Here is a 24,051-nt window from a genome sequence, read left to right as displayed (position 1 = left end):
TTCGTCCGCCCGGCCAAGATTCCGTCGTGCCTTTGTCCCGGGCGACGAAGACGGGCGAGGGGTGCGGGGACCAGCCTTTTCCCATCCCGCCACGCGCCGAGCGCACCCGTGGCACCGCCCCAGCGGAAGGCCCCCTCGTGACATCTGCCGGCGACATCTCCCAGGAACCGGCCGCCCTCCCGGCGGCCTCCGCCCCTGCGCGGCGGGTCTCCGCCGTCCTGCGCCGGGCCGTTGCCACCGGACTCGTCTCGGAGGACCGGCCGGTCGCCGGTTTCCTCGACACCGAAGGCATCAGGGCCTCGGTCGCGAGCCTCGACGCCGCCTTCGCCGAAGCACCCGACGTGCTCCACACCTTCGCCGTCAAGGCCTGCTCCCTGGTCCCCGTGCTGCGGCTGCTCGCCGGACTCGGCATGGGCTGCGAGGTGGCGAGCCCCGGAGAACTGCGCATCGCGCTCGACGCCGGCGTCGCTCCCGGGCGGATCGTGCTCGACTCGCCCGCCAAGACACGCCAGGAGATCAGCGAGGCCCTCGCGCTCGGTGTGGCCGTCAACGCCGACAACCTCGACGAACTGTTCCGCATCGGCGAACTCCGTCCGGCGCACAGCACCTCGGTCGTCGGACTGCGCGTCAACCCGCAGGTCGGCGGAGGTTCCATCGGAGCGATGAGCACCGCGACCTCGACCTCGAAGTTCGGGGTGGCGCTGCGCGATCCGGGGGCGCGCGAGCGCGTCGTGCGTGCCTTCGCCGCACGCCCGTGGCTGACCCGGCTCCACGCCCACGTCGGCTCCCAGGGATGTCCGCTGGAACTCATCGCGGAGGGCGTCGCCGAGACCTACCGGCTGGCGGAGGAGATCAACCGGGCGCAGGGCGCACGACAGGTGACGAGCCTGGACATCGGCGGCGGGCTGCCCGTCAACTTCGACGACGACGAGACCCGCCCGACCTTCGCCGCCTACACACGGGCACTGCGCACGGCCGTCCCGGACCTCTTCGACGGCCGTTATGCGCTCGTCACGGAGTTCGGACGCTCACTGCTCGCCAAGAACGGGTTCATCGCGGCCCGTGTGGAGTACACCAAGGAAGCGGGAGGCCGGCGCATCGCCGTCACCCACGCGGGAGCGCAGACCGCCACGCGCACCGTCCTGATGCCGGAGGCGTGGCCGCTGAGGGTGGGTGTCTTCGACGCCGACGGCAGCCCCCGGACCGGCACACCGCTGAGCCAGGACATCGCCGGACCGTGTTGCTTCGCCGGTGACGTCGTCGCCCACGCACAGGACCTGCCGGAGGTGACGGAGGGCGACCTGGTGGTCCTCCGCGACACCGGCGCCTACTACTTCTCGACGCACTGGGCCTACAACAGCCTGCCCCGGCCCGCCGTCCACGGCTTCACGGTGGAGCGGAGCGGTGACGTGCGGCTGGCCACCGTCCGGACGCACCAGACCCTCGACGAGATCTCGGCGGAGAGCGGTCTCGCCCACGCCGACGCTCTGGTCGCCCCGGCCCCTTCGGCCGAGGCCTGAGAAACACCCTCCTGCCTGAGAAACGCCCTCCTGAGAAACACCGCCCCGAGCAACACCCCCGAGAGTGCCGTCACCGCCGTGCTCGGCCCCGGTCGTCGCGAGAACCCGTTCGGCGCCGGCATCGCGCGCGACGCGGTGGCGGTGGGCCCGGTGGCGGCCGTCCAGGGCGTACCGGCCGGGGAAGGCCCAGGCGCCGCTACGGCACCCGCGCCGTCCACTCCGCGCTGCTGAACTTCGTGGCGGCCAGCTCCTCCGCGCGGGCCAGCTCCTCACCGGTGACGCCGCCGGGGGTGAGCCCGTAGCGGTCGCGGAACGAGTCGACCATGCGCTCGATCACCGTCTCCCGGGGCAGGCCGGTCTGACGGCGCAGCGGATCGACGCGCTTCTTGGCGGACTTCGTGCCCTTGTCCGACATCTTCTCCTTGCCGATGCGGAGCACCTCCAGCATCTTCCCGGCGTCGATGTCGTAGGACATGGTGACGTGGTGGAGGATCGCGCCCGGCCCGCCCTCCGGGCCGACCATGCGCTTCTGCGCTGCTCCCGCGATCTTCCCGACATCCGTCGCGATGTCGTTCAGCGGCTGGTACCACGCCTTGATACCCATGTCCCCGAGCGCGTCGAGGACCCATTCGTCGAGATAGGCGTAGGAGTCGGCGAAGGAGAGCCCTGAGACCAGCGAGGCGGGCACCGACAGGGAGTACGTGATCGTGTTCCCGCTCTCCACGAACATGGCTCCGCCGCCCGAGATGCGGCGTACGACGGTGACGCCGTGGCGTGCGGCGCCCTCGGCGTCGACTTCGTTGCGCAGGGACTGGAAGCTGCCGATGATGACGGCGGGCGCGCCCCATTCCCACACGCGCAGAGTCGGTGGCCTGCGCCCGGCGGCGACCTCCGCCGTGAGCACCTCGTCGAGGGCCATGTGCAGTGCGGGGGACTGGGGACCCTCGTGGATGAACTGCCAGTCGTAGTCGGTCCAGTCGGTGGCCTGCGCGAGGGCGCGCCGGACGGCGACCGCGACGCCCTCGGCGGTGATCCCGTACATCACGGTGCCCTCGGGCAGCGCCGCCTCGATGCGGGAGGCGAGCCCGGTGGCGTCGGTGTCGGCGGGGGCGCCCTCCAACGCCTCGTCGATCGCGGTGATCGCCTCGTCGGGCTCCAGGAAGAAGTCCCCGGCGACGCGCACCTCGCGCAGGACGCCGTCCTGGTTCTCCAGGTCCACCACTACGAGTTTGCCGCCGGGAACCTTGTATTCGCCGTGCATTGCCGGGCCTCCGATGAATGGGATCGCTCTGGTGTCAGCACCCGCGAAGCTCGTTGTCTTCCCGGTGGACGGCCGGGAGAACGCGAGGCGGGACGCCGTCCGCCACGCGTGGCCGCCATCCGGCCGGTCAGCCGCTCCAGCCTGCGGAGGGCCGGAACGCCGAGTTCCGCTCATTGTGTACGACCGCGGGGCCGTGGAGGGGCGCGGCGTGGCTGCCGCGCTGCGGGGGGCGGGCCCTCGAAGGCGGGGGCGCAGCGGGTCGGTGAGGTGCGCGTCCGGCCTCCGTTGTCCGATCGTCATGTAAAACCTGTCCGCTCTGTGAGCGGAGGCCTTGCCTTGTGGACTGTATGCGAAATACGGTCTGCGATATTCCTTGATCACCCTTGGCGGGAGGTAGGCCCTCGTGCGCCGTAAAACGGTTGCCCTGGTGGCGGTTGCGTTGGTGTCCTTCACCTCGGGCTGCACGTCGTTGCAGTCCTCGGCGACCGAGGTCGGAGGCGTACGCAAGACCGACGACCGGTCCGTACGCGACGGCGGGACACTCACCGTCGCTCTCAACTCCGACCCGGACAAACTCGATCCCACGCTCGCGCAGACCCTGGTAGGCCGCACGGTCTTCGCGGGCATGTGCGAGAAGCTCTACGACATCGACGAGGACGGCACCGTCGTGCCGCAGCTCGCCGCGTCGCTCCCGGCCGTCTCGGCCGACGGCCGCACGGTCACCCTCCCGGTGCGTCCCGGGCTGAAGTTCAGCGACGGGACCGCGCTGGACGCCCAGGCGGTCGTCACCTCACTGCTGCGCCACCGGGACCTGCCCGGATCCGCACGCGGTACCGAACTGGCCCCGGTCCGCGAGGCCGAGGCCGTCGGCCCCCTCACGGTCCGCCTGACCCTCGATCACGCCTACGTCCCGCTCACCGGTGTACTCGCCGACCGGGCGGGGATGGTGATGTCACCGGCGGCGCTCGAGAAGTACGGCAAGAACTTCACCAACCACCCCTCCTGTGTGGGCCCCTTCCGCTTCGTCGAACGCGTGGGCGGCGACCGGATCGTCCTCGAGAAGGACCCGAACTACTACGACGCCGACCGGGTCCACCTGGACGGTGTGGTCTACAAGCCCATACCCGACGGCAACGTCAGGCTCGCCAACCTGCGCTCCGGTGACCTCCAGGTCGGCGACCAGATGGGGCCCGTCGACGTACGGAGCGCCCTGACGGAACCGGGACTCCAGCTCTTCAACTCGCCCTCGCTCGGATACCAGGGCATCGGTCTCAACGTCGGCAACGTGAAGGGCCTGGGGCAGAAGCCCGGGAAGATCGACACCCCGATCGCCCGCGACGTCCGCGTCCGTGAGGCCTTCGAGCTCGCCATCGACCGCGACCTGATCAACGAGGTCGTCTTCCAGGGCATGTACGAGCCGGCCTGCGGGCCCATCTCCCCGCAGTCCGCCATCGCACCCGGCGTCAAGCCGGAGGACTGCCCCGGGCGTGACGTCGACCGGGCGAAGAAGCTGCTGAAGGAGGCCGGGGTGAAGACCCCGGTGAAGATCGAGCTGAAGACGTCCACGACCCCTGAGCAGGGGCGGGTCGGCCAGGTGCTCCAGGCCATGGTCAAGGAGGCGGGCTTCGATCTGTCGCTGCGTCCCACCGAGTACGCCACGATGCTCGCGGAGACCGACGCCGGCGACTACGACGTCTTCACCAGCGGTTGGTCCGGCCGGCTCGACCCGGACGGCAACGTCTCGAACTTCCTCAAGACCGCCGGCGCCATGAACGCCTACGGTCTCGGCGATCCCGAGATCGACAAGCTGATCGCGGAGGGCCGCAGCGTCGCGGATCCCGCGCGGCGCACCGAGATCTACGACGCGCTCACCCGCCGCGTCCAGGCCGCCCACGCGCTGATCTACCTCTACCGGCAGAAGAACTACGTCGTCGCGAGCAAGGACGTCGCCGGCATCCAGGTCTACGGCGACGGACTGGTCCGGCTCAAGAATGCGGGGTACACCCGATGACGAAGTACCTGCTGACGCGCCTGCGTCAGTCCCTCATCACGCTCTTCCTCGTCAGCATCGTCGTCTTCGCCGGCATCCGGGCCCTGCCCGGAGATCCGGCGCTCGCGCTGGCCGGTGAGGAACGCAGCCCGGAGGCCCTCGCTGCCATCCGCGCGAGTTACGGCCTCGACGACAACATCGTGGTGCAGTACGGCCGCTTCATCGGACACGCCGTCACCGGCGACCTCGGGAACTCCTCCCGCACCGGCCTCCCCGTCGCCGACGCGATCGGACAGGCGCTGCCCGTCACCCTCGAACTGGCGGCGCTCTCCCTGCTCCTGGCGATCGTGGTCGGCATCGGCGCCGGAGTGGTCGCCGCCGTACGGCGCGGAAGGCCCGAGGAGTGGCTGGCCAACGCCGTCGCGCTCATCGGCCTCTCCATCCCCACCTTCTGGCTCGGCATCGTGCTCGTACTCGGTTTCGCCATCGCGCTGCCGGTGTTCGCGGCCTCCGGCTACGTTCCCTTCGGCACGGACCCCGTCGACAACCTGCGCCGTATGGTGCTGCCCGCGATCGTGCTCGGCTCCGGCCTCGCCGCCGTCGTGATGCGCCAGACGCGGGCGGCGATGCTCGACTCGCTCTCCGCCGACTACGTGCGGACCGCGCGGGCCAAGGGACTGTCCCGGGGCTCCGTCATCGGAGGACACGCCCTGCGCAACTCGCTCGTCACCGTGGTCACCGTGCTCGGTCTCCAGCTCGGACACCTGATATCCGGAGCCGTCGTCACCGAGCAGATCTTCGTCCTGCCCGGCTTCGGCAAGCTCACCATCGATGCCGTCTTCACCCGCGACTACGCGACGCTCCAGGCCGTGGTGCTCTGCACCTCCGCCGCCTACATCCTCATCAACCTGCTGGTCGACGTGGTCTATTCGGTCATCGACCCGCGCATCCGGCTCGGAGGTGCCCGGTGACCACGGCGACCACAGCAGTACCCACCGCTCCCGAGGCGGGCAGCCGCAAGGGCGGGGGCGGCAAACTGCGGGCCCTGCGCAGGAACAGGCTCGCCCTCACGGGCGCGATCATCGCCGCCGTCTTCCTCCTGGCAGCCCTGTTCGCCCCGCTCATCGCCCCGTACGATCCCGCACAGCCGGATTTCCAGAACGTGCTCGCCGAGCCCGGTGCCGCGCACTGGCTGGGTACCGACGACCTGGGCCGCGACCAGCTCTCGCGTATCGTCCACGGGGCCCGCGCGTCCATGCAGGTCGGCCTCCTCGCCGTGGCGCTGGCCTTTCTCGTCGGTGTGCCCCTGGGGCTGCTCGCGGGGTATTACGGACGGTTCGCGGACTCGGCCGTGTCCCGCCTCACCGACACCATGCTGGCCTTCCCCTTCCTGGTGCTGGCCGTCGGGCTCGCGGCGATCCTCGGCCCCTCGCTCACCAACGCCACCATCGCCATCGGGATCTCACAGATCCCCGCCGTCATCCGGATCACCCGGGCGGAGACCCTGCGGCTCAAGCACGTCGACTACGTCGCCGCGGCCGTCGCCAACGGGGGCGGCGACGGCACCGTCCTCTTCCGGCACATCCTGCCCAACGCGACCTCCGCCCTGATCGTCCAGGCGACCGTGGGCATCCCCGCGGCGATCATCGGTGAGGCCCTGCTCAGCTTCCTCGGCCTCGGTGTCCAGCCGCCGGACCCCTCGCTCGGCGTGATGCTCTCCGGAGCCCAGTCCTTCCTGGCGCCCGCACCCTGGCTGGCCGTCTTCCCGGGCCTCGCGATCGTCGCGGCGACGCTGGCCTTCAATCTGCTCGGCGACGGGCTGCGTGACGTCCTGGACCCCCGAGGAGGGACCCGATGACCGAGACCGTTCTCGAACCCGCCCGGAGGGCGGCGGCCGAACCCGTGCTCAGCGTGCGGGACCTGTCGGTCTCGTTCCGCTCCGACACCCGCACCGTGCACGCCGTCGACGGGGTCTCCTACGACCTGGCGCCCGGTGAGGTCCTCGCCGTGGTCGGGGAGTCCGGCTGCGGGAAGTCCGTCACCTCGATGGCCGCCATGGGCCTGCTCCCGCCGACCGCCCGGATCGGCGGCTCGATCAGGCTCTCCGGGCGCGAGCTGGTGGGCGCGACGGAGAAGGAGCTCCGGCACGTCCGCGGCAAGGACATCGCGATGATCTTCCAGGAGCCGATGACCTCGCTGAACCCGGTCCTCACCATCGGCCGGCAGATCGGCGAAGTGCTGCGCAGGCACCAGGGGCTGAGCCGGAAGGAGGCCAAGGCGCGCGCCGTGGAACTCCTCGAACTCGTGGGGATCCCCGCACCCGCCCGCCGCATCGACGAGTACCCGCACCAGCTCTCCGGCGGGATGCGGCAGCGCGTGATGATCGCCATCGCCGTCGCCTGCGACCCCGCCGTCCTCATCGCCGACGAACCGACGACCGCCCTGGACGTCACCGTGCAGGCCGGCATCCTCGAAGTACTCCAGTCCCTGCGTGAGCGCCTGGGCACCGCCATCGTCCTGGTCACCCACGACCTCGGAGTCGTCGCCGACGCGGCCGACCGGGTGCTCGTGATGTACGCCGGCCGTGCCGTCGAGCAGGCCCCGGTGCACGAACTGTTCGCCTCCGGCCGTCACCCGTACACCCGAGGTCTGCTCGGTGCCGTGCTGCGGCCCGGCGGCGAGGGGAAGCGGCGGCTGCCCGAGATCCCGGGGCTCGTCCCCAGCCTGGACAGCCAGCCCGACGCGTGCACCTTCGCGCCGCGCTGTTCGCGCGCGGACGACACCTGTACGAGCAGCCGCCCCGGCTTCCGGGCCATCGACCCACGGGCCGGGGCCGACGCCCCGCACCGGGCCGCCTGCTGGCACCCGTACGACGCCGACGCCACCGGCACGGCCACCGCCGCCGGCACCGGTGGGGCCGAGCCCGCCGGCACCGTTCACGAGAGCCCCGCCGGCCCCGAAAGTCCCAGGCGTCCCAGGAGTCCCGAGGGGCCGGAGGACCTGGGAAGCCCGGCGCATCCAGCACCCCCCGAAGCTTCGGCACACCCCCGTGACGTCGAAGCGCGACCCGACCAGGAGGCCGGAAAGTGACCACCGCGCAGAGCGTCCCCGCAGCGCGCGAAGGCGACGCGGCCGGCACCCCGCACCCCCCGGTGCTGGAGATCAGCGCCCTGGAACGGCACTTCGGTGCGTCCGGTGGCGGCACCGTCCGGGCCGTCGACGGCGTCTCGATCACGATCGCACGTGGCGAGGTCGTCGGCCTCGTCGGTGAGTCGGGCAGCGGCAAGTCGACCGTCGGCCGCTGCGCCGTGCGCCTGGACGAGCCCACCGCCGGCACCGTCCACATCAACGGCACCGACGTCAGCCACCTCTCCCGGCGTGCGCTGCGCCCGCTGCGCAAGGACTTCCACCTGGTCTTCCAGGACCCCTCGTCCTCGCTCGACCCCCGCATGACCGTCGGCCAGATCATCGCCGAACCCATCCGGCTGCACCGTCACGCCCGCGGGGAAGCCGTACGGCAACGGGTCGAGCAGCTCCTCGGGCAGGTCGGGCTGCGCCCCGAGCACGCCGACCGGCACCCGCACGAACTGTCCGGCGGGCAGCGCCAGCGCATCTCGATCGCCCGTGCCCTCTCCTGCGACCCCGACCTGGTCGTCGCCGACGAGCCCACGTCGGCGCTGGACGTCTCGGTCCAGGCCTCCGTCCTCAACCTCCTGGCCGACCTCCAGCGCGACCGGGGCTTCGGCTGCCTCTTCATCACCCACGACCTCGCCGCCGTCGAATTCCTCGCCGACCGGATCGCCGTGATGTACCTCGGCCAGATCGTCGAACAGGCCCCGACCACCGAGCTGTTCGCCGATCCCAAGCACCCGTACACCCAGGCGCTGCTCTCCGCCGCGCCGGTCCCCGACCCCGTCGTCCAGCGCTCCCGTGAGCGCATCGTGCTGCACGGCGAACTGCCCAGCCCTCTCGATCCCCCGTCCGGCTGCCGCTTCCACACCCGGTGCCCGCTCGCCGTCGAACGGTGCCGGACCGAGGTCCCCGCACTGCGCGACATCCCCGGCGCACGCCAGGTCTCCTGCCATCTGGTGACCGACGACGGCACCGCCCCGGACGCCGCCGCCTGACCGCCCCGCCGGAGCCCCGCCTCCCGTACGTACGATCCGCAACAGAACTCAGCACGCCGCAGCAAGGAGCCGTTCCCGTGTTCACGACCCGCCCCACCCTCCAGGGCACCTTCGGCATGGTGTCCTCCACCCACTGGCTCGCCTCGCAGTCCGCGATGGCCGTCCTGGAGGACGGCGGCAACGCCTACGACGCGGCCGTCGCCGCGGGATTCGTCCTGCACGTCGTCGAGCCCCACCTCAACGGCCCGGCCGGCGAGGTACCGATGATCCTCGCGCCCGCGGACGGCGACGTGCGGGTGCTCTGCGGCCAGGGCCCCGCCCCCGCGGGTGCGTCGGCCGCGCACTACCGCTCGCTCGGCCTGGACCTGGTCCCCGGCACGGGACCGCTCGCCGCCGCGGTCCCGGGCGCCTTCGACGCCTGGATGCTGCTGCTGCGCGACCACGGGACGAAGACGCTCGCCCAGGTGCTGCGGTACGCGATCGGATACGCCGAGGACGGCCACGCCCCCGTCGAGCGCGTCGGTGAGACCGTCGAGACCGTCCGCGAGCTCTTCGAGACCGAGTGGCCGACCTCCGCCGAGGTCTACCTCCCGGGAGGAAAGGCCCCCGAGCCCGGCACGCTGTTCCGCAACCCCGCCCTCGCCGCGACCTGGCGCCGCCTGACGGCCGAGGCCGAGGCCGCGGGCGGCGACGACCGCGTCGCGCAGATCGACGCGGCCCGCGACGTCTGGCGCAGCGGCTTCATCGCCGAGGCGCTGGTCCGCCAGGCCGCCGTCCCCACCATGGACACCAGCGGAAGCAGGCACACCGGTACCCTCACCGCCGCCGACCTGGCGGGCTGGTCCGCGACGTACGAGGCGCCCGCCACCTTTGAGTGGAACGGCTGGACGCTCGCCAAGGCGGCCGGCTGGAGCCAGGGGCCCGCCTTCCTCCAGCAGCTCGCCCTGCTCCCCGCCGAGCTTCCCGCGTACGGCTCGGCCGACTACGTCCACCTGCTCATCGAGGGCTGCAAACTGGCGATGGCCGACCGCGAGGCCTGGTACGGCGACGCAGATGACGTGCCCCTGGACACGCTGCTCTCCGGGCCGTACAACGACGGGCGCCGCGCCCTGATCGAGGACACGGCCTCCCTGGAACTGCGCCCCGGCAGCCCCGACGGCCGGACTCCGCTCCTCAGCGCGCACGCCCACGCGGTCGCGGCCGGTGAGGCGGGCTTCGACGCCATGGGCATACCGGCGGCGGGAGCGGGCGAGCCGACCGTGGCCAAGGACGGCGCGACCCGCGGTGACACCTGCCACCTCGACATCGTCGACCGCTGGGGCAACATGGTCGCCGCCACGCCGAGCGGCGGCTGGCTCCAGTCCAACCCGGTCGTGCCCGAACTGGGCTTCCCGCTCGGCACCCGGCTGCAGATGGCCTGGCTCGACGAGGGCCTGCCGAACACGCTGACCCCGGGGCGCCGTCCGCGCACCACGCTCACCCCGTCGCTCGCCCTGCGCGACGGCGTTCCCGTCATGGCCTTCGGCACGCCGGGCGGAGACCAGCAGGACCAGTGGCAGCTGCACTTCTTCCTCGCCGTGGCGCTGCGTGGCCGGGTGCGTGGCGGCCTGGACCTCCAGGGCGCGATCGACGCCCCGAACTGGCACAACGACAGCTTCCCCGGCTCCTTCTTCCCGCGCGGGATGCGCCCCGGCAGCGTCACGGTGGAGGAACGCATGGACCCCGAGGTCGTCGAGGAACTGCGCCGCCGCGGCCACGACGTCACGGTCGGCGACCCGTGGTCCGAGGGCCGCATGTGCGCGGTCGCCAGGGACCCGGAGACCGGCCTGCTGTCCGCCGCCGCCAATCCGCGCGGCATGCAGGGATACGCGGTCGGCCGCTGACGCCTGCCCGCAGCGTCCCCGGCGGACCGTGCTTAGCTGGAGTCATGATCGATGACTTCCTGTACGGAACCGCCGGGGACACCGGGCCGGCCGATGTGGAGGCGGCGGTCCGTGCGGCTGCCGCCGCCGAGATCCTGCCGCGCTACCGGCAGCTGGCCGCGCACGAGATCGTCGAGAAGAGCGGCCCGCACGACCTCGTGACCGCGGCCGACCGGCTCGCCGAGGAGCACCTCGCCGAGTCCCTGACGCGGCTCCTGCCCGGCTCCGTCGTCGTGGGTGAGGAGGCCGTCCACGCCGACCCCACGGTCCTCGACGCGCTCGGCGGCGACGCCCCCGTGTGGATCGTCGACCCGGTCGACGGCACCCGCCAGTTCGTCCACGGCGAACCCGGCTTCTGCACCCTGGTGGCTCTCGCGCTCCAGGGCGAGGTGTACGCATCGTGGACGTACGCACCCGTGCTCGACGAGCTGGCCGTCGCCGTGAAGGGCCGGGGGGCGACGCTCAACGGCAGGCCCGTGCACAGCGGTTCGCCCGCCTCCGGCGCCGTGCTCAAGGTGGCCATGTCCCACCCCGACTACACGTCCGACGCCCAGAAGCGCGCTCTGCTCGGCCTGAACACCGAGGGTATCGACGCCCGCTCCTGCGGATCGGCCGGGCTGGAGTACCTCGCCGTCGCCTGCGGTGCGCAGGACGCGGTCGCCTTCAACTGGGAGTTCGCCTGGGACCACGCGGCGGGGCTGCTCCTGGTCACCGAGGCCGGCGGCACCCAGTCGACGCTCTCCGGCGCCCCGTTCCGTATCACCGGCGGCAACGATCTGCCGTTCACCGCGGCCAGGGACGAGGCGACGGCGGCGCGCATCCTCGACGCGCTGCGGACGGGCCGGCAGGCCTAGCCGGCAGGCCTAGGCGGTCACGCCCGGGGCACCGGGCGGCCCGGGCGAGCCCGCTTCCGGTGCCGCGGCCCCGGCCCGGAGGCAGGGAACGCGCTCGGCGGACTCTCCGTGCGCCGAACGCGGTCTCCGCCGGGCGGCAGCCCCTCCTCAGCAGGATCGGACCCGGGATCCCTCGTCCAGTACCGCCCGTACGTCGCGGACCACACCGGCCGCCGTCTCCACCGCCGTCGCGTCCAGGCCGCGCAGCGCCTTCGACACGCGGTCCGCGAAGTCCGCCGGGGTGTCCGGCAGTGCGGCGGCGGCTGCGAGGGCGCCCTTCTCGTTGAGGCACCAGACGCGGTGGTGGGCGTGCAAGGACTGGGCGAGCACTCCGAAGGCCTTCGACAGGCACAGCGCGACGTGGAGGGTGTCCCCGGACGGGGCCGACTTCCGGGCGGCGGCCACGGAGAAGTCCGCCTCCCACGCCGCCTCGGTCAGCGCCCGGCGCAGCGGTTCGGGATAGACGCGCGTGGCCTCCTGAAGGGCCGTCAGCCTGCCGTCCGGGTCGGCGAGCACCTTGCCGAGCGCGACCTCGCCCACGTAACAGGGGGACCAGAAACCCAGCGGGTGCCCGGCCTGCACCCCCACCTCGTAGCGGCCCTCCCGGCAGTCCGACCAGACGGACTCCACGCGGTCCAGGTCGCGCAGGATCCAGTCGACGGCCACGCCGTCCACCGTCAGCCAGGCGCCCCCGTTCACCCAGGGGCCCCAGCCCCCCGGTCCCGCCACCTCCGCCGGCGTGCCCTGGGACTCCGAGGCCAGAGAGGTCAGGGCGGCAGCATCGGGGGTGCCCCGGTAGTAGACGCCCAGATCCCAGTCGGAATCGGGTCTGTGGGTGCCACGGGCCCGGCTGCCGCCCAGGGCCACGGCCTCGATCCCCGGCAGTCGCACGAGCCGGGCGGCCATGGCGGCGACAGAGGGGGAGGTTGCGTAGGTGTCGTCCATCGGACGGGACGCTACCCGAGGCCCGGTTGTCGGTGCCCCGGAATATCCTGGAGCCCTGGCCGTCGGCTGACAAAGGAGTCCGCAGGTGCCATCGATGCTGGATGCCGTCGTCGTGGGGGCGGGCCCCAACGGGCTGACGGCCGCGGTCGAGCTGGCCCGTCGCGGCTTCGCCGTAGAGGTGTTCGAGGCGGCGGAGACCGTGGGCGGTGGCGCCCGTACGGAGGAGCTGACGCTGCCCGGGTTCCGCCACGACCCGTGCTCCGCCGTGCATCCCCTGGGCACAGGGTCGCCGGCCTTCAACGCGATGCCGCTGGCGCGGTACGGCCTCGAATGGCTCCACGCACCGCTCTCGCTCGCTCACCCCTTCCCCGACGGCTCGGCCGCGGTGCTCACCCGTTCCGTGGGGGAGAGTGCCATGTCGCTGGGTCCCGAGGACGCCGGCGCCTACCGCAGACTCGTCACGCCCTACCTCGGTCACTGGGACACCCTCGCAGAGGACTTCCTGCGTACTCCGTGGGACGGCCTGCCGCGCGACCCGTACCGCTGGGCGCGCTTCGGGCTGGAGGCGGTCCAGCCCGCAGCGCTGCTCTCCCGGCGATTCAGGGGGGAGAAGGCGCGCGGCCTGATCGCGGGCCTCGCCGGGCACGCCATCGCGCCCGGCGGCGGCCTCGCGACCGCCGGGATCGCCCTGCTCTTCGCCCTCGCGGCGCACGAGAACGGCTGGCCCGTCCCGCGCGGCGGGTCGCAGGCGATCTCCGACGCGCTGGCGGCCTTCCTCCGTGAACAGGGCGGCATCATCCGCACGGGTGTCGAGGTCAAGCGTCTGGACGAACTCCCGCCCGCCCGGGCCTACGTCTTCGACACCTCACCGACCGCGCTCGCCCGGATCGCCGGACTGGGCGGGGCCTACGACCACTACCGTTACGGCCCCTCCTGCTTCAAGATCGACTACGCCTTGTCGGACCCCGTACCCTGGACGGCCGAGGAGGCCCGGCGGGCCGGCACGGTCCATGTCGGGCCCACGGCCCGCGAAATCGACGCCGCCCTGCGCGCCGCGGTGCAGGGCCGCGACCCGAGCGTCCCCTTCCTGATCACCGCTCAGCCCAGCCTCGTCGACCCGACCCGCGCACCTGAAGGGCGCCACGTCTTCTGGGTGTACGGGCACGTCCCGGCCGGCTGGGAAGGCGATGCCACCGATGTCATCGAGCGTCAACTGGAGCGGTTCGCACCAGGGTTCCGCGACCTGGTGCTGGCCCGCGCGGTAGCCGGGCCGCCCCGGCTCGCGGTGCGCAACGCCAACTACGTCGACGGCGACATCGCCACCGGGGCGTTCGCGGGCCTCCAGACGGTGATCCGGCCCAAGCTCGCGCGCGTTCCGTACGCCACCGCGCACCCCGCGGTCTTCCTCTGCTCGTCCGCCACCCCGCCCGGCCCCGGCGTCCACGGCATGTCGGGGCACCACGCGGCGAAGGCGGTGTGGCGGCGGCTGAGGGCCGCCTGAGGGCCGTCCGCAGCCGCAGCCTTCGGAAGACCGGCTCGGAACCCCAGGCCCAGGGGCACATGGGGTCGGTTGGCGGGTGGCTCAGCCCGTTGCCGCCAGTACCGCCGTACGCCCGCCCAGCACCCGGGAGAACGTGTCACGCGGCACCGATCGCGGACGGCTGCTCGCGCGCGTCGGAGAGCAGCAGTGAGGCGAGGCTCAGCCCGCCGAGAACCGCGGCGGCGTCCGACTCGACCCGCCGCCAGGCGCCGGACAGGCCCGCGGCGGGGCCGGGACGGTCGAGTCCGTCCAGCGACTCGCCCCGCAGGGTGATCAGTTCGCCGGCGACGGCACGCACGACGTCCAGCCGGGCGATGTCGCCTCCGGCCACCACCACGGGGAGTCCGGGACCGCCATCCATGTGGTCAGCGGACACCCGGAGTTCGTCTTGGTGGACGACTCCGGCGACGAACCGGAGGAGGTGCGGCTGCCGCGTCTGTACGCCCTGGAACAGGACGGCGGCGACGGCGGGCCCACCTCCCCGGGTGACCGGCGCGGCGTACGACAGCGGGGTCCCGGAGATTACCTCAGCGGTAATCGACCCCCCGCGGCGCCTGCGGCAGGCTTCGGTACGCAGGGCAGGGCGGGGCGGCACACGGCCGATGGGCCGCCGTCCCGGCCGGGCCATCAGCGCCGTACCGACGAGAGGACACCGCCGTGACCATCCACCAGGACGCCGTCGAGCGCTACTTCACCGCCTGGAACGCGGCCACCCCCGAGGACCTGGCCAAGGCTGTCGCCTCGGCGTTCACGGAGGACGGCACCTACACCGACCCGCTGGGTGAGGCGAAGGGCCACGACGGGATCGCGGCGGCCATCGCCGGCGCCCACCAGCAGTTCCCGGGATTCGAGTTCCGGCTCACCGGTACGCCGGACGCGCACCACGACCTCGTCCGCTTCACCTGGGACCTGGTCTCCACCGTTGACGGGTCCGCTCCGGCCGCCGGTTTCGACGTGATCACGCTCGCCGAGGACGGCCGCATCAGCTGCGTCGCCGGCTTCCTGGACCGTCTGCCGGGGGCGTGACCGCTCCGCTCAGCCCGCGTCCCGCAGCACGGCGGCCGTCTCCGGGTCGGCGGGAAGGAACGTCTCGACCGCCAGCTCGGAGACGGTCACATCCATCGGGGTGTTGAACGTGGTCGCGGTCGAGATGAACGACAGCACACGCCCGCCCGCCTCGATCCGGAGCGGCAGCGCGTACGGCGGAGGGATCGGGCCGTGCCCGTCCGCGCGTTCGTCCGGAGCGGCGTGCGTGGCGCCGGCCGGCGCCGGATAAGCGGCGACCTCCTCGCACAGGCCGCGCAGCGCGTCCGAGGAACGCAGCGCTGCCTGCCGCTCCATCCGTTCCAGCAGGTGCCCGCGCCACTCTCCGAGGTTCTGGATCCGAGGGGCCAGCCCCTGCGGATGCAGCGTCAGGCGCATGGCGTTCATCGGGGGTTCCAGCAGATGACCGGCGACCCCGTCGAGAAGCAGCCGCACGCCCTTGTTCGCGGTCACCACGTCGTACATGCCGTTCATCACCAGGGCCGGGAACGGTTCGTAGGCGGCCAGCAACTGCTCCAGGCCGGTCCTCAACGTGGTCATCGCCGGCGCGGTCAGCGAGGTCTCGGGATAGGAGGGTGCGTAACCCGCTGCCATGAGCAGCGAGTTGCGGTCGCGCACGGGGACGTCGAGGTGTTCGGCCAGGTGCAGCACCATCGACCGGCTCGGTGTCGACCGGCCCGTTTCGATGAAGCTGATGTGGCGCGCGGAACTGTCGGCCTTCAGCGCCAGCTCGAGCTGGGTGACACCGCGCAGCTTGCGCCAGCCCCGCAGCAGGCTCCCCACGTTCACGTCATCGACCGTCCTGGCCATGGCAGTCGTCATGGCCAGGACGGTATCCGATCCGGACGCGGGCGCCTCACGAAGGCCGGGGGGCCGGTGGGCGCTGCCGCACCCCGCCGTACTAGGGACCGTATTGAGTTCCGATCAATGGGTGGCTCGGGTGAGGTCCTTGACCAGATCATCGAGGCGCGTAGGTGGAGGCCGGCGAGGTAGCTGTCGGGAGACTTGTCGTACCGGGTGGCGATGCCACGCCAGGCCTTCATCTTGTTGATCAGCCGCTCGACGGTGTTCCTCTCCTTGTAGAGCTCGGCGTCGGAGTCGACGGGCCTACCGCCCTGGGAGCCCTTCTTCTTGCGGTTGGCCAGCTGGTCCTTCTTCTCCGGGATGACCGCACGGATGCGGGGTTTGCGCAGGTGGGCCCGGTCGCAGATTGATCACAACTGGATACGGTCCCTAACGAAAAACTCAGTAATCACTCGTCCGGTCACAGGCCCAGGACCGTCGCCACCAGTTCGCTGCGGCTGCGGACACCGGTCTTCGCGAACACACTCTTCAGATGGTCCTGCACGGTCGCCGCGGTGATGTGCAGTTCCACGGCGATGGTCCGCGACGGCAGACCGGCGACTACTCGCGCCAGCACGTCCCGCTCGCGCGGTGTAAGCCCGTACGCGAGCAGCAGTATCTCGGCCACGTCGGCGGCCGGCGCCGGATGTACCGTCACGGCGATGGCCGCCGGGTGCGGGCCACCACTCAGCGGCGAGGCCTGGACGGAGAGCCACCGGCCCGAGCGGCCGCGGATGCGTCCGTACGCCGGCAGCTCAGCGCCTCTTCCCCGTGCGGCCACCTCCAGGATCGCGGACGGCAGTTCCGCCTGCGACGGGCCCAGCTCGTCCCGCCAGAGTTTCGCGGCCAGGTTCTCCGAAAACAGCCGCAAGTCCTGGTCGAGCAGGAGCACTCCGGCCTCGGACGGGCCCGCAGCGGTGTCGTCGGGTGCCCGGTGGGCGGCCCGGCGCAGGGCCGCACCGACCGGGGCGGACAGCCGCCGCAGGACGCCGACGTCGGCCGGGGTGAAGTCGGGCCGCCGGCCGCCGCGGAAGAGGGCGACGACGCCCCAGCAGCGGCCGTCCACCACGAAGCCCGCCCGCAGCTCGTGCCGTGCGTCGATCATCGGCAGCACGGTCCGGTAGCGGTGGCTGGATTCCGGATCACCGCCGGTGGCCGCACCGAGCGTGCCCGCGGACACCTCGGAGCGGGCCAGCGCCGCGAACTTCAGGACGTCGTCCACCAGGTACTCGTTGTGCGCGGCGGCCGCGGCCGCCTCCGGTACGAGCCCGGCGCTGACTTGGTCGGCGGTCAGCAGCGTCATCGGGTCGATCGTGCTGAAGCAGTAGGAGTCGGCCGGGATGAGGCGTGTCAGCCGGTCGGCGATCCGGCGGCGCAGTATTCGGGAGTCGAGGTCGAGACGGCAGATCGCCTCGATGTCGCGCACGGTCTCGCGCCGGACCATCGGGGAACTCACCCTTGCCACGGTATCCCAGAAATGTGGGAGGGCCGCCCGACCTCCAGGCGCCTACCGTGGGTCCGAGAAACCCCAGGTCACCGGAGGTACACCGACATGTCCCCGTCCATGCTCAACGTCGGACTGGATCCAGCGCTGGTGGACGACGCGCCCTCGTCACGGGCGGCGTTCCCTGAAATCGACGCCGAGGCGGTCCGGGCCGGAATGGCCGCCGGCCGGGCTCGGCTCGAGGAGCTCGGCCTCAGTGTCGATGTCTGCCTGCTCGACTACGGCCGCACGGCCGAGGCGGTCTTTCGCGCCGCGTTGACCGCCAAGGACTACGACATCGTGCTGATCGGCGCCGGCGTCCGGCTGGACCCGGAGCTGACCCCGCTGTTGGAGGTGCTGGTCAACACCACCCACGAGCTGGCACCCGGCGCGAAGCTCTGCTTCAACGTCAGCCCGACGACGGCTGTCGAAGCCGTCCAGCGGTGGTGGCCCGAACACAAGCCGCTGGTCTAGGCGCTCCATAGCACTCAAGAGACGATTCGATGAACGGGAGGCGGTCTTCCGCCATGTCTGCAAGAGCACTCGAGGACAAGGTCGCACTGGTCACCGGCGGCAGCCGGGGCATCGGCCGGGCGATCGCGGAGCGGCTCGCCCAGGACGGCGCCGCCGTCGGCGTCACCTACGCCCGCGACGAGACGGCGGCGAGCGAGACCGTCGAAAACATCCGCAAGAACGGAGGACGGGCCTTCGCACTCCAGGCGGGGCTGGGCGAACGCGGCGACGCGGCCCGCCTCTGGGCCGCCTTCGACGCCGCGGGCACGGAGCACGTGCCCGACGGGAAGCTCGACATCATCGTCAACAACGTCGGCATCGGGGATTTCGCATCCCTGGAGTCGTTGACCGAGGACGCCTTCGACAAGGTCTTCGCCGTGAACGTGCGTGCACCGTTCTTCGTCACGCAGCAGGGACTGCCGCGCCTGCGCGACGGGGGCCGGATCATCAACATCTCCAGCTCCGTGGCCCGCCTGGCCACGCCGGGAATGATCGCCTACGGCGCCACCAAGGGAGCCCTGGACAACTTCAGTCTCGCCCTCGCCAAGGAGCTGGGCCCCCGGGGCATCACGGTCAACTCGGTGGCCCCCGGAACCGTCCTCACCGATGCCAGCGCGGCCACCCTGCTGGGCGATCCGCATGCCGAGGCGCAAGCGGCGTCTCTTGCCGCCCTCGGCCGGATCGGGCGGCCGGAAGACATGGCCGACATCGTGGCCTTCCTCGCCTCCGACGACGCACGCTGGGTAACCGGCCAGGTCATCGACGCAACAGGAGGCATGGCCCTCTGACGTGCTAAGGAGAGGAACACCGTCGAGCGGCTGATCAACAAGATGAAGGCCTGGCGTGGCATCGCCACCCGGTACGACAAGTCTCCCGACAGCTACCTCGCCGGCCTCCACCTACGCGCCTCGATGATCTGGTCAAGGACCTCACCCGAGCCACCCATTGATCGGAACTCAATACGGTCCCTAGAGCGCGTCCGGCCCCCGCTCGCCCGTGCGGACCCGGACGGCCGTCTCCACGGGGACCGTCCACACCTTGCCGTCGCCGATCTTGCCGGTCCGGGCCGCGCGGACCAACGCGTCGAGTACCGGCTCCGCGTCGGCGTCCTCGACGAGGACCTCTATCCGGATCTTGGGCACCAGGTCCACCCGGTACTCGGCGCCACGGTAAACCTCGGTGTGGCCGTGCTGGCGGCCGTACCCACTGGCCTCCGCGACCGTCATCCCGTTCACACCGAGCTCCCGCAGCGCGGTCTTCACCTCGTCGAGGCGGTGCGGCTTCACGACGGCGGTGACGAGCTTCATGGGGCGGTACTCCTGTCCTGGGAACGGGCTGTGACGTGGCCGGGGTTCTGCGCGGCGGCGTGACCCAGGCCGCCGTGATCGTAGGCGCTCTCCGCGTGCACCGTCTGGTCCAGTCCGGTGAGCTCCTCCTCCTCGGACGCCCGCACGCCCATCAGCCGGTCGATCGCCTTGCCGATCCCGTAGGTCATCAGGAAGGTGTACGCGGCCACAGCGGCCACCGCGACGGCCTGACGCAGCAACTGGCCCGTGCCACCGCCGTACAGGAGGCCCTCCGCGCCGCCGGTCATCGTGGCCGTCGCGAACAGCCCGATGAGCAGGGTGCCGACCACGCCGCCCACGAAGTGAACGCCGACCACGTCCAGCGAGTCGTCGTAGTCGAACCGGAACTTCCACGCGACGGCGTACGAACAGACGACGCCCGCCGCGAGTCCGACGGCGGCGGCGCCCATGACGCCGACCGTCCCGCAGGCCGGTGTGATCGCCACCAGGCCCGCGACCACGCCGGAGGCCGCGCCGAAGGTGGTGGGATGGCCGTCGCGCTTCTGCTCGACGAAGAGCCAGCCCAGCAGGCCGGTGCATCCCGCGACGAGAGTGTTGAGGACGGAGGCGGCGGCCAGACCGTTGGCGCCGAGCGCCGAGCCGCCGTTGAACCCGAGCCATCCGAACCAGAGCAGGCCCGCGCCGAGCATCACCATCGGAAGGTTGTGCGGTCGCATCGCGTCCTTCTTGAACCCGATGCGCGGCCCGATCACCAGGGCGAGGGCAAGCCCCGACGCTCCGCAGGTGATCTCCACGACGAGGCCGCCCGCGAAGTCCAGGGCACCGAGCGAGTCCACGATCCACCCGCCGGGCCCCCACACCCAGTGGGCCACGGGAACGTATACGAGCAGGGTCCACACCGGTACGAAGACCAGCCACGCCGCGAACTTCATGCGGTCCGCGACGGCTCCGCTGATCAGTGCCGCGGTGAGGATCGCGAAGGTGAGCTGGAACGTGGTGAACAGCAGGGTGGGCACGCTGCCGGTGAGATCGTCGGGGCCGATGCCCACCAGGCCGACGTGGTCGAGGCCGCCGACGAGCCCGGCGAACGCGTCGTCGCCGAACGCCAGCGAATAGCCGGCGAACAGCCACACGACCGTGACGAGCGCGATCGAGACGAAGCTCATCATCAGCATGTTGAGGACGCTCTTCGTGCGGACCATGCCGCCGTAGAACAGTGCCAGTCCCGGAGTCATGAGCAGGACGAGAGCGGTCGCGGCGAGCAGCCAGGCGGTGTCGCCTGTGTCTGGGCCCGCCGAGGCCAGGATCACGGGGGTCAAGAGGGGGTCCTCCTCGGGGCGGCGTGGGGTCCGGGCCCGAAGAGGGTTACCGGCCCTGGTTTCGTGGAGGACGCCGGCGCGTTTCCGGCATGTTTCATTGCGTGAAGGTGACCGAAACCTCACCGGGAACGGATCAGCGGCCTCCGCGCTCCGTCCGCGAAGGGGTACGGAGCGGCGAAGGCCGCCGGGAGGTGTGGTTACGGGGTGACCTTGTCGCCGCCGAAGGTCACGACGAGGGAGCCGTCGCCGGCGAAGGACCAGTCCATCGCGCCGGAGTACGCGGAGCAGGCCGGACCGTTCGAACCGGTCCAGAACTGGTTGGAGCCGTCGGCGTCGCCCACGGTCTTGTCGTTGGACCCGTCGTCACTGCGGCAGGAGACGTTGCCGCGGTACACCGAAGTGCCCTTGTCGAAGGAGAAGTTGCGCTCGGCGTTGTCGATGCTGACGTTGTCCGACACCGTCATGGAGCCGGGGTTGCTGTTGTAGGTGAAGCCGTGTTTGCCGTTGTCGTAGGCGATGTTGCGCCGCACGATGTGATCGACCTTGATGCCGTCCCCGCCCAGCTTGTAGCCGTTGCGGTCGCCGTCGGAGTTCACGGTCCCGTCGGAGAGCGTCCCGTTGTCGTACGCGAGGGAGTCCTCGATGGTCACGGGGCCGATGGGGCCGGTCTCCGACTTGGTGTAGAGGTCCCAGCCGTCGTCGATGTTGTTGTGGGAGACGGTGTAGCGGAAGACGTTCCCGGGGCCCGAGGTGAGCTTCGACGCGAAGCCGTCGGCGTCCTCGCCGTCGGAGTCGGCGTTGTCGTGCGCCTCCGAACTCAGCACGAGGTTGTGCGACGGCCACTCGTCCTCGGGAGTGTCGGAGGCGATCCGTGAGATCTGCAGGCCCGAGTCGTGGTTGAAGCGCGTCACGACGTGTTCGACGACGTTGTTGCTGCCGCCGACGAAGATCCCGTTGTCACCGGCGTGTTCGACGACGATGCCGTCGACGTGCCAGTAGTCGCCGTTGAGGGCGAGGCCGCGGTTCGCCGGGTCCTCGCTCATGGCCGAGAAGTTCAGCACCGGCGTCTCGCCCGGGTAGGCGGCGAGCGTCGTACGGGCACTCGCCGAGCCGTCGTTGCCCGGCGGGACGGTGACCGTCTTGGAGTGTGCGTACGACCCGCCGCGCAGGTAGATCGTCCCGCCGGAGGCGACGCGGCTGATCGCCGAGGCCAGCGTGGTCGGGGCCGATTCCGTACCGGCCGCGCCCTCGGTGCCGTTCGGTGCGACGTACAGGGCGTCGGCGGCTACGGCGACCGGGGCGCCGAGGGCGCTGGTGCGGGCGGGGGCACTGTCGGGGGTGGCCTGCGCCACGGTTCCGGACAGAGCGACGAGTGAGCCTGCCAGCAGGCTGACGCACGCGATGACGGGCTTCTTCTTCTGCATCGTTCGTCTCCAGGTTGGGGGTTCGTCCGACCGGCGGGGGATGAACTCCGGCCCGTGGGGGGCCGGGCTCCGGCCGGATGGGGGTCGAGCGGCGAATCCGGAAACTCCTCGGCGCGACAGCTCCGTGCTGGACGGAACGGCCGGGCAGGGCGGGGGCGCAGGGGGGTGGGCCCTCCAGGTGTGGCCGCAGGACGTGTTCGGGTGTCTGAACAGCTCGCGTGGCCGGCACCGCGCTCACGGGGTAGCAAGCGCTTTCTGGGACCGTAGGCGCGTGTCGTGATCGCGTCAATACATGTGTACGTGATTGCTGTTCACTGACCTGAACGAGTCGGGTCGACTTCATACCGATCGCGCGCGGCGCCGATCGAAGAGCCGCGCGAGGCCCATGTCGGATTTCCGCCAGCCCTCCGCCCCGTCCGTGCCCGATGCTTGGACCATGCACACCGACACCGAGCGCTGCGTGAGAGCCGTACGGTCGAAGGACGCCCGCTTCGACGGATGGTTCTTCACCGCGGTCCTGACCACAGGGATCTACTGCCGGCCGAGCTGCCCGGTCGTGCCGCCGAAGGCCCGGAACATGACCTTCTACCCCAGCGCCGCCGCCTGTCAGCAAGCCGGATTCAGGGCATGCAAGCGGTGCCGCCCCGACACCAGTCCCGGCTCCCCCGAGTGGAACGCCCGCGCCGACTCCGTCGCCCGCGCGATGCGCCTGATCCAGGACGGCGTCGTCGACCGGGAGGGGGTGCCGGGGCTCGCCGCCCGGCTCGGATACTCCGCCCGGCAGGTCGAGCGCCAGCTCCTCGCGGAACTCGGCGCCGGCCCGCTCGCGCTGGCCCGGTCCCAGCGTGCGCAGACCGCCCGCGTGCTCATCGAGACGACCGCGCTCCCGATGGCCGAAGTGGCGTTCGCGGCCGGGTTCTCGTCCGTCCGCACCTTCAACGACACCGTGCGCGAGGTGTTCGCCCTCGCCCCGAACGAACTCCGCAGCCGCGCGGCGCGGGGGAGCCTGGCTCCGGGCGCCCCTGGAGTCATCGCCCTGCGGCTGCCCTACAGGGCGCCGCTCAACCCCAGCAACCTCTTCGGGCACCTCGCCGCCACCGCCGTCCCCGGGGTCGAGGAATGGCGCGACGGCGCCTACCGGCGCACGCTCACCCTCCCGCACGGGCACGGCATCGTGGCACTCTCGCCCCGGCCCGGCCACATCGACTGCCGGCTCTCGCTCACCGACCCCCGCGACCTCACCCAGGCCATCAGCCGCTGCCGCAGGCTCCTGGACCTGGACGCCGACCCGGTCGCCGTGGACGACCAACTGCGCTCGGACCCCCTGTTGGCCCCGCTGGTCGAGGCCGGCCCGGGGCGACGGGTGCCGCGTACGGTCGACGCCGCGGAGTTCGCCGTACGCGCGGTGCTCGGTCAGCAGGTCTCCACGGCGGCGGCCCGCACCCACGCGGCCCGGCTGGTCCGTGCCCACGGGGTGCCGGTGGAGGACCCCGACGGGGGCCTGACCCACCTCTTTCCGGATCCCGAGGCCCTGGCCGGACTCGACCCCGAGGCGCTCGCGCTGCCCCGCAGCCGCCGCACCACACTCACCACGCTGGTGACCGCCCTCGCGGACGGATCCCTGCACCTGGGGGAGGGCACCGACTGGGACGAGGCCCGCACCGGACTGGCGGCACTGCCCGGCTTCGGCCCCTGGACCGTCGAGGTGATCGCGATGCGGGCCCTCGGTGACCCGGACGCCTTCCTCCCGACCGACCTCGGGATCCGCAGGGCGGCCGAGCAGCTCGGTCTCCCCGCGACTCCCGCGGCCCTCACCGCACGCGCGGCCCGGTGGCGCCCCTGGCGCGCGTACGCCGTGCAGTATCTGTGGACCGTCGACGACCACCCCATCAACCATCTCCCCGCCTGAACGCACGAGGA

General features: G+C 71.7%; 20 protein-coding genes and 4 pseudogenes. 15 read left to right on the top strand and 9 right to left on the bottom strand.

Features of this window, described 5'->3' with window-relative positions; genetic code table 11:
• Window positions 1-155: 155 nt before the first annotated feature.
• A complete protein-coding gene (locus tag ABZY45_RS18090; RefSeq protein ID WP_356741100.1) occupies window positions 156-1,520 on the top strand; it encodes a diaminopimelate decarboxylase in 1,365 nt (454 codons plus the stop codon).
• A 196-nt stretch (window positions 1,521-1,716) separates the two neighbouring features.
• On the opposite strand, the gene ABZY45_RS18085 is transcribed toward ABZY45_RS18090, so the two are convergent.
• On the bottom strand, window positions 1,717-2,781 hold the full coding sequence (locus tag ABZY45_RS18085; RefSeq protein ID WP_356741024.1) for a biotin/lipoate A/B protein ligase family protein: 1,065 nt from the start codon (window positions 2,779-2,781) through the stop codon (window positions 1,717-1,719).
• 427 nt (window positions 2,782-3,208) lie between these two features.
• Here ABZY45_RS18085 and ABZY45_RS18080 point away from each other — a divergent pair, with 427 nt between their 5' ends.
• From ABZY45_RS18080 to ABZY45_RS18050, 7 genes and pseudogenes are all read left to right on the top strand, one after another.
• Window positions 3,209-4,792 carry an ABC transporter substrate-binding protein gene (locus tag ABZY45_RS18080; protein ID WP_356741022.1) on the top strand — a complete coding sequence of 528 codons (1,584 nt, stop codon included), beginning with the start codon at window positions 3,209-3,211 and terminating at the stop codon, window positions 4,790-4,792.
• Complete coding sequence (locus ABZY45_RS18075; protein ID WP_356741021.1) at window positions 4,789-5,742, top strand: ABC transporter permease; 954 nt, start codon at window positions 4,789-4,791, stop codon at window positions 5,740-5,742. Before ABZY45_RS18080 ends, ABZY45_RS18075 begins: the two co-directional genes overlap by 4 nt.
• A gap of 65 nt (window positions 5,743-5,807) precedes the next feature.
• Entirely contained in the window at window positions 5,808-6,629 is an 822-nt protein-coding gene (locus tag ABZY45_RS18070) for an ABC transporter permease (protein WP_356741098.1), read from the top strand.
• Window positions 6,626-7,639: pseudogene (locus tag ABZY45_RS18065) on the top strand (ABC transporter ATP-binding protein); the annotation flags it as partial. The gene ABZY45_RS18070 and the pseudogene ABZY45_RS18065, both read left to right, overlap by 4 nt.
• A 284-nt stretch (window positions 7,640-7,923) precedes the next feature.
• Complete coding sequence (locus ABZY45_RS18060; RefSeq protein WP_356741097.1) at window positions 7,924-8,898, top strand: oligopeptide/dipeptide ABC transporter ATP-binding protein; 975 nt, start codon at window positions 7,924-7,926, stop codon at window positions 8,896-8,898.
• A gap of 77 nt (window positions 8,899-8,975) precedes the next feature.
• On the top strand, window positions 8,976-10,781 hold the full coding sequence (locus tag ABZY45_RS18055; RefSeq protein ID WP_356741019.1) for a gamma-glutamyltransferase: 1,806 nt from the start codon (window positions 8,976-8,978) through the stop codon (window positions 10,779-10,781).
• 44 nt (window positions 10,782-10,825) lie between these two features.
• A complete protein-coding gene (locus ABZY45_RS18050) occupies window positions 10,826-11,674 on the top strand; it encodes an inositol monophosphatase family protein (RefSeq protein ID WP_356741017.1) in 849 nt (282 codons plus the stop codon).
• A 147-nt stretch (window positions 11,675-11,821) separates the two neighbouring features.
• Here the strand turns inward: ABZY45_RS18050 and ABZY45_RS18045 are convergent, their stop codons facing one another.
• Complete coding sequence (locus ABZY45_RS18045) at window positions 11,822-12,658, bottom strand: nucleotidyltransferase domain-containing protein (RefSeq protein WP_356741015.1); 837 nt, start codon at window positions 12,656-12,658, stop codon at window positions 11,822-11,824.
• An 85-nt stretch (window positions 12,659-12,743) separates the two neighbouring features.
• Between ABZY45_RS18045 and ABZY45_RS18040 the strand changes: the two genes are divergently transcribed.
• Complete coding sequence (locus ABZY45_RS18040; RefSeq protein ID WP_356741013.1) at window positions 12,744-14,159, top strand: NAD(P)/FAD-dependent oxidoreductase; 1,416 nt, start codon at window positions 12,744-12,746, stop codon at window positions 14,157-14,159.
• 136 nt (window positions 14,160-14,295) lie between these two features.
• Here the strand turns inward: ABZY45_RS18040 and ABZY45_RS18035 are convergent, their stop codons facing one another.
• Window positions 14,296-14,559: a hypothetical protein gene (locus ABZY45_RS18035; protein ID WP_356741011.1), complete on the bottom strand. Its 264-nt coding sequence runs from the start codon at window positions 14,557-14,559 to the stop codon at window positions 14,296-14,298.
• Between ABZY45_RS18035 and ABZY45_RS18030 the strand changes: the two are divergent.
• Together ABZY45_RS18030 and ABZY45_RS18025 are read left to right on the top strand one after the other, a co-directional pair.
• Window positions 14,518-14,628, top strand: a pseudogene (locus ABZY45_RS18030) (cupin); the annotation flags it as partial. The gene ABZY45_RS18035 and the pseudogene ABZY45_RS18030 overlap by 42 nt on opposite strands.
• A 227-nt stretch (window positions 14,629-14,855) precedes the next feature.
• A complete protein-coding gene (locus tag ABZY45_RS18025; protein WP_356741010.1) occupies window positions 14,856-15,224 on the top strand; it encodes a nuclear transport factor 2 family protein in 369 nt (122 codons plus the stop codon).
• Between the two features lie 9 nt (window positions 15,225-15,233).
• On the opposite strand, the gene ABZY45_RS18020 is transcribed toward ABZY45_RS18025, so the two are convergent.
• The 3 genes and pseudogenes from ABZY45_RS18020 to ABZY45_RS18010 form a co-directional block, all read right to left on the bottom strand.
• A complete protein-coding gene (locus ABZY45_RS18020) occupies window positions 15,234-16,052 on the bottom strand; it encodes a helix-turn-helix transcriptional regulator (protein ID WP_356741096.1) in 819 nt (272 codons plus the stop codon).
• Between the two features lie 143 nt (window positions 16,053-16,195).
• Window positions 16,196-16,447: pseudogene (locus tag ABZY45_RS18015) on the bottom strand (transposase); the annotation flags it as partial.
• A gap of 59 nt (window positions 16,448-16,506) precedes the next feature.
• Window positions 16,507-17,541 carry a helix-turn-helix transcriptional regulator gene (locus tag ABZY45_RS18010; RefSeq protein ID WP_159027877.1) on the bottom strand — a complete coding sequence of 345 codons (1,035 nt, stop codon included), beginning with the start codon at window positions 17,539-17,541 and terminating at the stop codon, window positions 16,507-16,509.
• Between the two features lie 96 nt (window positions 17,542-17,637).
• Between ABZY45_RS18010 and ABZY45_RS18005 the strand changes: the two genes are divergently transcribed.
• From ABZY45_RS18005 to ABZY45_RS17995, 3 genes and pseudogenes are all read left to right on the top strand, one after another.
• On the top strand, window positions 17,638-18,042 hold the full coding sequence (locus ABZY45_RS18005; RefSeq protein ID WP_056792618.1) for a hypothetical protein: 405 nt from the start codon (window positions 17,638-17,640) through the stop codon (window positions 18,040-18,042).
• A gap of 53 nt (window positions 18,043-18,095) precedes the next feature.
• Entirely contained in the window at window positions 18,096-18,869 is a 774-nt protein-coding gene (locus ABZY45_RS18000) for a glucose 1-dehydrogenase (RefSeq protein WP_055512680.1), read from the top strand.
• A gap of 6 nt (window positions 18,870-18,875) precedes the next feature.
• Window positions 18,876-19,001, top strand: a pseudogene (locus ABZY45_RS17995) (IS5/IS1182 family transposase); the annotation flags it as partial.
• A gap of 48 nt (window positions 19,002-19,049) precedes the next feature.
• Here ABZY45_RS17995 and ABZY45_RS17990 read toward each other — a convergent pair.
• From ABZY45_RS17990 to ABZY45_RS17980, 3 genes are all read right to left on the bottom strand, one after another.
• Window positions 19,050-19,388: a P-II family nitrogen regulator gene (locus ABZY45_RS17990; RefSeq protein WP_356741008.1), complete on the bottom strand. Its 339-nt coding sequence runs from the start codon at window positions 19,386-19,388 to the stop codon at window positions 19,050-19,052.
• Window positions 19,385-20,707 (bottom strand): ammonium transporter, encoded by a 1,323-nt coding sequence (locus ABZY45_RS17985; RefSeq protein ID WP_356741007.1) that lies wholly within the window; start codon window positions 20,705-20,707, stop codon window positions 19,385-19,387. Before ABZY45_RS17985 ends, ABZY45_RS17990 begins: the two co-directional genes overlap by 4 nt.
• A gap of 197 nt (window positions 20,708-20,904) precedes the next feature.
• Entirely contained in the window at window positions 20,905-22,131 is a 1,227-nt protein-coding gene (locus tag ABZY45_RS17980; RefSeq protein ID WP_356741005.1) for a right-handed parallel beta-helix repeat-containing protein, read from the bottom strand.
• Between the two features lie 436 nt (window positions 22,132-22,567).
• Here ABZY45_RS17980 and ABZY45_RS17975 point away from each other — a divergent pair, with 436 nt between their 5' ends.
• Window positions 22,568-24,040, top strand: a complete 1,473-nt coding sequence (locus ABZY45_RS17975) for an AlkA N-terminal domain-containing protein (protein WP_356741004.1) — start codon at window positions 22,568-22,570, stop codon at window positions 24,038-24,040.
• Window positions 24,041-24,051 lie beyond the last annotated feature (11 nt).

The sequence above is a fragment of the Streptomyces sp. NPDC006516 genome, from assembly GCF_040611875.1.
In the GTDB taxonomy this organism is placed as follows: domain Bacteria; phylum Actinomycetota; class Actinomycetes; order Streptomycetales; family Streptomycetaceae; genus Streptomyces.
This window is presented reverse-complemented; position numbering and strand designations above follow the sequence as displayed.

Bases quoted from the DNA above. Each gene is read 5' to 3' on its own strand.
- ABZY45_RS17980 (WP_356741005.1), bottom strand. From the start codon at position 22,131: ATGCAGAAGAAGAAGCCCGTCATCGCGTGCGTCAGCCTGCTGGCAGGC.
- ABZY45_RS18000 (WP_055512680.1), top strand. From the start codon at position 18,096: ATGTCTGCAAGAGCACTCGAGGACAAGGTCGCACTGGTCACCGGCGGC.
- ABZY45_RS18020 (WP_356741096.1), bottom strand. From the start codon at position 16,052: ATGGCCAGGACGGTCGATGACGTGAACGTGGGGAGCCTGCTGCGGGGC.
- ABZY45_RS18005 (WP_056792618.1), top strand. From the start codon at position 17,638: ATGTCCCCGTCCATGCTCAACGTCGGACTGGATCCAGCGCTGGTGGAC.
- ABZY45_RS18045 (WP_356741015.1), bottom strand. From the start codon at position 12,658: ATGGACGACACCTACGCAACCTCCCCCTCTGTCGCCGCCATGGCCGCC.
- ABZY45_RS17975 (WP_356741004.1), top strand. From the start codon at position 22,568: ATGCACACCGACACCGAGCGCTGCGTGAGAGCCGTACGGTCGAAGGAC.
- ABZY45_RS18075 (WP_356741021.1), top strand. From the start codon at position 4,789: ATGACGAAGTACCTGCTGACGCGCCTGCGTCAGTCCCTCATCACGCTC.
- ABZY45_RS18050 (WP_356741017.1), top strand. From the start codon at position 10,826: ATGATCGATGACTTCCTGTACGGAACCGCCGGGGACACCGGGCCGGCC.
- ABZY45_RS17990 (WP_356741008.1), bottom strand. From the start codon at position 19,388: ATGAAGCTCGTCACCGCCGTCGTGAAGCCGCACCGCCTCGACGAGGTG.
- ABZY45_RS18035 (WP_356741011.1), bottom strand. From the start codon at position 14,559: ATGGATGGCGGTCCCGGACTCCCCGTGGTGGTGGCCGGAGGCGACATC.
- ABZY45_RS18085 (WP_356741024.1), bottom strand. From the start codon at position 2,781: ATGCACGGCGAATACAAGGTTCCCGGCGGCAAACTCGTAGTGGTGGAC.